Annotated in this window: 4 protein-coding genes; 2 read left to right on the forward strand and 2 right to left on the reverse strand. The window is 40.8% G+C overall.

All coding sequences use genetic code 11. The features are described from left to right. Positions 1 to 21: 21 nt before the first annotated feature. Entirely contained in the window at positions 22 to 3,825 is a 3,804-nt protein-coding gene (gene putA, locus I6F41_RS14230) for a bifunctional proline dehydrogenase/L-glutamate gamma-semialdehyde dehydrogenase PutA (RefSeq protein ID WP_179808038.1), read from the reverse strand. A gap of 169 nt (positions 3,826 to 3,994) precedes the next feature. On the opposite strand from putA, the gene I6F41_RS14235 reads away from it, so the two are divergent. Continuing rightward, positions 3,995 to 4,477, forward strand: coding sequence for a winged helix-turn-helix transcriptional regulator (locus I6F41_RS14235; RefSeq protein WP_011328920.1), 483 nt, complete (start codon positions 3,995 to 3,997; stop codon positions 4,475 to 4,477). A gap of 67 nt (positions 4,478 to 4,544) precedes the next feature. Here the strand turns inward: I6F41_RS14235 and I6F41_RS14240 are convergent, their stop codons facing one another. Then, the gene (locus tag I6F41_RS14240; protein WP_197108665.1) at positions 4,545 to 5,150 is read right to left on the reverse strand and encodes a TIGR04211 family SH3 domain-containing protein; all 606 of its coding nucleotides are present in this window, start codon (positions 5,148 to 5,150) and stop codon (positions 4,545 to 4,547) included. Positions 5,151 to 5,366: 216 nt separating this feature from the next. Here I6F41_RS14240 and I6F41_RS14245 point away from each other — a divergent pair, with 216 nt between their 5' ends. After that, positions 5,367 to 6,887 (forward strand): CYTH and CHAD domain-containing protein, encoded by a 1,521-nt coding sequence (locus tag I6F41_RS14245; protein WP_182684338.1) that lies wholly within the window; start codon positions 5,367 to 5,369, stop codon positions 6,885 to 6,887. Positions 6,888 to 7,002: the final 115 nt, after the last annotated feature.

Below are 7,002 nucleotides of genomic sequence, written 5' to 3' on the forward strand. Positions count from 1 at the left end.
AAGTAATTAGTGCTAAACTAGTTACTCATCATCTTCAACAAGCGTCATCAGCGATGTATTACCACCCGATGCCGTTGTATCTATACTGATGGTTTTTTCAGTTACTAAACGTTTAATAAGCGTATCGTAATATTCAGAGCTGATCACTGGCAAAATAGCACCTTTACGCTGCGCTAGCTGCTGGCTGAAATAACCAAAGCGAGAAGAGCGTGCTGCAACCACAGCGCCGGCTAAGTGCGGATGTGCCAATATAGCTTGTAACTGATTTGGTTTAGCTACTTGGAACACGCCTTCGGCAACACCGGTGGCAATAAATTTATCTCTAAAGGCAACCGCTTCTTCATAAAATATTTCAGAAGCAACAGTAATTACCGTATTACCCGCAGCAATTGCAGTAATGATCGATAATGCCCAAAAGTTAAACGATGTGCTCTTATCGGCGTAACATACAACACAACCACGTGCTTCAAGGTGCAATGTATTAGACTCACCCGTTGGCCCAGGTAATGTAGTAAATTTACGCATGTGCTTTTCTAAGCGATTAAGTTGTGCACGTGCATCGGCAAGTGTTAGTGCTAAATCGTCAGCTAAGTCGTCAATAATTTCAACTGTGGCTATTTTAGCAAGCAATTGACGCACCGCAGATACACGGTCGTTTAATGGTGTTGAGCGCCAAATTTTTTCATCGCGCATAGAGTTAATCATTAGCTTTTCTACTTGCTCATTTGCACCGCTGTAGTGGTGTAAATCCAGCTCGTCTGGCGTTAGATTGGTCATTTGCACGTTTTCTGGCGATGCTTTTTCTTTTACTAAACGTTGTAAGTAGTTAGGGCCACCGGCTTTAGGGCCAGTACCAGATAAACCACGGCCACCAAATGGTTGCACACCAACAATAGCGCCAATCATATTACGGTTAACGTATACGTTACCTGCACGCGACATTTTAGCTAGGTATTCACAACGCTCTTCGATGCGCGAATGCACGCCCATAGTTAAGCCGTAACCTGTGTTGTTTATTTGATCCATAACACTGTCTAGTTCGCTCGATTTAAAGCGTATAACGTGTACACATGGGCCAAATACTTCGCGCTTAAGTACCGATAAGTCTTTTATTTCGTATAAGCGAGGAGCAAAGAAGTACGCACCATTTACTGTGTTATCTGGAATTTTACACTCGTAATGTAATGTCGCATTACCTTTTAAGTACTCAACGTGATCGTTTAAGCTTTTCAGCGCTTTTTCATCAATTACCGGGCCTACGTCAGTAGATAGTAACGATGGGTCGCCTATATGTAACTCAGCCAGTGCACCTTTAAGCATTTCGATTATGCCATCGGCAACGTCTTCTTGAATAAACAATACACGTAACGCTGAACAGCGTTGCCCAGCACTTTGAAAACCAGAACTAATGACATCGTCAACCACTTGCTCAGGGAGTGCTGTTGAGTCAACGATCATACAGTTTTGGCCGCCTGTTTCAGCAATTAACGGTACTTGAATATCGCTACGCGCCGCGAGTGTTTGTGAAATAAGCGTGCCTGTTTCAGTCGAGCCAGTAAACATAATTGCTTGAACGCGTTCATCCGGAACAATTGTTTTACCTACGTCACTACCGCGGGCTATTACCGCTTGCACAACATGCTCTGGTAAACCTACCGACAGCATAAGTTCAATGGCACGCAGCGCAATTAGGCTGGTTTGCTCAGCTGGTTTTGCAATAACGGTATTACCGGTCACAATGGCAGCGGCTACTTGGCCTAAGAAAATAGCTAGCGGGAAGTTCCATGGGCTAATACATAAAATAACACCACGGGCTTCAAAGCGCTCATCTTGCGATAGCTCTTCAGCGCGGGCTGCGTAGTAACGACAAAAATCAACCGCTTCGCGTACTTCATCAATACCATCTTTAGCTATTTTACCGGCTTCTTTAATACAAATAGCCACTAGCTCGTCATGATGACGCTCTAAAATATCGGCAACACGGCGTAATAAATTAGCACGTTCTTTTACCGATGTTTGTGACCATGATTCAAAAGCGCTTTCTGCGTTGGCTAGCAAAATTTGCATTTCATCGCTAGATTGCAGTTTTATATGGCCAATTACTTCTTTGTGGTTTGCCGGGTTTTTAACTGCCACAGAGCCTTCAGGTACTTGGCTTGGCTCAATTAAGTGCTCGTTAAACCACAGATCAAGGTTTTCTTTAAACGGAGTGATCACGTTTATATCGGTTAAATCCATGCCTTTTGAATTGGCACGCTCGGCGCCATATAAGTCAATTGGCATTTTAATTTGCGTATTGTATTTATTACGTAAACCTTGCAGTGTTTCTACCGGGTCAGGTAATAGTGACTCAACTGGCTTAGTGGTATCTACAATGGCATTAACAAACGATGAGTTAGCACCATTTTCTAATAAACGGCGTACTAAGTAAGCCAGCAGGTCTTCGTGTTGGCCCACTGGTGCGTATACGCGGCACTGAATTTTTTCCTCGGTAACGATTTGGTCAAATAAAGATTCGCCCATACCGTGTAAACGTTGGAATTCAAAACCGGTGTTATCACCTTTAGCCACTTCTAATATAGTTGCTGCTGAGTAGGCATTATGGGTAGCAAACTGTGGGTAAAGTACATCACGTGCTTCGAGCATTTTCATGGCACACGCTTTATAAGACACGTCGGTGGTTGCTTTGCGAGTAAATACCGGAAAATGCTCTAAACCATCTTGTTGTGTGGTTTTTATTTCAGTGTCCCAATAAGCGCCTTTAACTAAACGCACCATCATTTTACGACCCACACGGGTTGCAAGTTCAGTTAGCCATTCAATTACAAATATAGCGCGTTTTTGATACGCTTGAACCGCTAAACCAAAGCCGTTCCAACCTGCTAGGTCGTCATCACTAAATACCGCTTCAATTACATCTAAAGAAATATCTAAACGGTCTGCTTCTTCAGCGTCAACAGTAAAGCCAATGTCATATTGTTTAGCTGCTAGCGCAAGCTCTTTAAGCTTAGGCACAATCTCGGCCATTACGCGTTCTTTATGCGTAAACTCATAACGAGGATGAATAGCAGAAAGCTTAACTGAAATGCCAGGGCTTTTTATTGGGCCACGGCCATTTGCCGCTTTACCAATAGCATGAATCGCGTTCATGTAGCTGTCAAAGTAACGCTGCGCATCTTTCATGGTGCGCGCGCCTTCGCCTAGCATGTCGTATGAATATACATAACCTTTTTGTTCTTTATCGGCAGCACGTACTATTGCTTCGTCAATGGTACGACCCATAACGAATTGCTTACCCATAATTTTCATCGCAAAGTTTACTGATTTACGAATAACCGGCTCGCCTAAACGACCTATGGTTTTTTTAAGCATACCAAATTGCTGTTCTTTGGTTTTATCTGTGTAGTTAACCATTTTACCGGTTACTAATAGACCCCAAGACGATGCGTTAACAAATAACGAATCGCTGCTGCCTAAATGAGAGCTCCAGTCGCCCTTTGCTAATTTGTCACGAATTAATGTGTCTTGAGTTGCTTTGTCTGGTACGCGAAGCAGAGCTTCGGCTAAGCACATTAATACTACGCCTTCTTCACTAGAGAGTGAAAACTCATTTAATAGTGCATCAACACCGCTTTGACCATCTTGGTCTTTACGAATATTTAAAACAATTTGGCGAGCTCTTTCCCAGGCACGACTTCGTGCTTTAACACCTACTTCAGCAAGTGGTAAAATATGATCGATAACCGCATTTTCGTCGATGCGGTAGAAGTCACGGATTTTTTGTCGAATTGGACAAGTCGTTGTCAAATCGCTATTGAATAACATAAGCAACCCTCAGGAGTGTTAAAACTTAAGGTAAAATTAATTACCACTAAATATTCGTTGGTGTAAGGCGTGCATTCTAATTAAAATTCAGCAGAATATGCTGGTTAAATTTGGCGTTTTACGCTAATTTACAGGGCATATTTTCTACTTATCCGTATAAAGTTCTGTTATGACGAGTCCAAATAGATTACGCCTGCTTGATCGTATCGATTTAGCTATTTTAGACGTTCTGCAACAGAACGGCAGAATTTCAAATGTTAACCTCGCAAAGCAGGTTAATTTAAGCCCCAGCCCTTGTCTTGATCGTGTAAAGCGTTTAGAGCAAGAAGGCTATATTGAAGGCTATGTTGCCAAGCTTAGCGAAGCCAAGCTTAATCAAAGCTTAGTTGCACATGTACAAGTGTCGCTGGTGACTTCAAATACCGCGGTATTTAAAGTGTTTAGAGAACACATTTTAAAAATTAGGCAAGTAGTGGAGTGCGACATGGTTGCTGGTGGCTACGACTACTTGCTGAAGATCAGGGTATCAAACATGGACGAGTACAGGCAAGTGCTTGGCGACTTAGTTGATATACCTGGAGTGGGAACGCATCACACCTACATGGTAATTGAAAAAATAAAACAAGATCCGGGTCTGCGCCTAGATTTGTAATATAAATTGCAGGCATAAAAAAAGCATCAAATGATGCTTTTTTTATGCGACTAATTAAGTTGTCGTGTTATGCCCAGCCTTGGTAGCGCTTACGGCGAGACAACACAATCGTTAATATAATACCTAAAAACAATCCTAAAAATGCAATAGCACCGCCATAAGTAAGTAATTGGCGTTTTTCTTTAGAGCTAGTAGCTTGCTTTAAAGCGCGCTCTTGCTCAAGTGTAGTTTTTAATTGAGTTATTTGTGTAAACAATTGTTTGTTTTGGTTTGTTAACTGCACGTTTTGCTCTTGCAACTGCGGTAATTCAACTTGTGCTTGGCGCAGTTCATTTTGTATTGAGCTCATTTCATCACTTAACGTTTGGTACTGCTTATGTAAGCCAGCTGTTTGTGTGATGTATTTAGCTTCAACCCAACCTTCACGATCTTTATCATCCTTAACTTTTAAAAAACCGTTTTCTTCACTCGATAATAAGGTCAGTTGTGTGCCTGCATCAATAGAGCCGAGTAAACGATAGTTTTTGCTCGCACCAGAGCGCATAAACGTATAAAGATTGTCAATTATATAAGCTGTTTTTGCATTGGTGGGGGTTGCTGTTTGAGCTTCTTCTGCTTGGCTCGCAAATGTTGAGGCTGTTAAAAACAGCCATAATAAACAGTGTTTTAGCATTTATTTACCTTGTTAATCTAACCGTGTCCGTTTAGAACGTGATTTTATATTTCACATAAGTATAGCGATAATATGGATTAAATAGCGCAATAGCAAGGTTGATATTGTAACCGGTGTTATTTTATTAGCGGCCCATTTTGACTAAAATATTTGCAATATGGGGCGGCTTTGTTTATTTTGACCACTTATTAATTTTAAGGGTAATCCGCATAACTAATGGATACTGAGATAGAACTAAAATTTTTGGTATCAGATGCCGTCATTCCACTGATCCCCTCATTAATTACACAATTTGCAAAAACAGTTACTAATAAGCCATCTCGAAGTTTACAAAATGCTTATTATGATACGCCAAGCCGTGAGCTTAGAGCCCTTGATATTGGCTATAGAACGCGTTGTGCTGATAATAAATGTGAGCAAACAATTAAACTCGCCGGTGAGGTTGTTGGGGGCTTACATCAACGCCCTGAATTTAACTTACCAATAGAGTCTAATCGTCCAGATTTAATGGCATTTGACCCATCTATTTGGCCTCATGGCATGCAAGCCAATGTTATTGCAGAAAATATACATCCGATTTTTAGTACCAACTTTATTCGCCGTACTTGGTTAATTGAGACTCAAAACGGTGCAAAAATTGAAGTAGTGCTTGATAAAGGTGAAATTGCCGCAGCGGGTAAAGTTGAGGTGATCAGCGAGCTTGAAATTGAACTTGTTGAGGGCAGCCGTAATGAATTATTTGCGCTAGCCGATAAATTAGTAAGCCAAAACTGTATTCGCTTAGGTTTGTATTCAAAGGCCGCAAGAGGGTATCGCCTTGCTGACGACACGCCACTGCAACCAAGTAAGTCTATTGGGTTTGTTAAACTCAAAGGGCAAGTAACCCAAGAGCAAGCATTAATAGAGGCTATGGGTTTTGGTATTCGTTTTGTGCAAAAGCACGAACAATGTTATTTCGATAAGCCAAGTTTAAAAACATTAAAGCGAGTAACCGACGGTATAAGCTTAATTCGTCATAACTTTTGGTTGTTTGACGACATTGTTAGCAAAGAAAGTACTGAGCATTTACGCAACGAATTAAAGTGGTTACTCAGCGAGTTAGCGTGGGTTGAAAATGCAATTCAATTAAAAACCTATACTTCTAAACGCCACGCTTTTTATAAAAAAATAAACAACGCACCGGCATTAACACAAGTTATTAATGACCTAAAAGAGCTACAGCCTAGCATTGACGACATTTATGCGCTGTTTCATAGTGCACGCTATAATCGTTTAATACTGTCGTTAACAACCTGGTTAATAGACAAACAATGGCGCAAGTTTTGGGATCAAAAGCAATTACAAAACGCTGACCAATCGGTAGCCAGCATTGCTAACCGTTTGTTTGATAAAGATTGGCGAAATTTGCATAAGCTGTTACCTAAAGAACAAACTTTAACCGCGAATGATTACCTTAATATACGCACACAATTAGAGAACAGTTTACTAAGTGGTAATTGTTTAGGTGCGTTATTTGATAAAGAAGAGCGCTTAGAGTTTAGACTCCCTTGGCTTGATATTTCTCATGGTATGTACGAGCTTAGTACCCTTGACTATTTAAAGCAGCTTTGCGGTGGTCAAGAAGATGAAAAGCTAGCTAAAATTCAAACATGGCTAGCACAAAAAACAGAATACTTGGTAAGTGCAATGGAGCAAAGTAGATTGGCTTCGTTCGATATAAAGCCTTATTGGCTTTAGATTTACAGAATATGATTAAATAAAAAAGGCTCATTACGAGTAATGCCAGTCAGTTAAGCTGACTGGTATTTTTATTTTTGTTAGATGGGTATTTTGATGGTTTGGGTTTTAACCA

Source organism: Pseudoalteromonas sp. SCQQ13 (assembly GCF_015864415.1).
GTDB classification, from domain to species: domain Bacteria; phylum Pseudomonadota; class Gammaproteobacteria; order Enterobacterales; family Alteromonadaceae; genus Pseudoalteromonas; species Pseudoalteromonas nigrifaciens.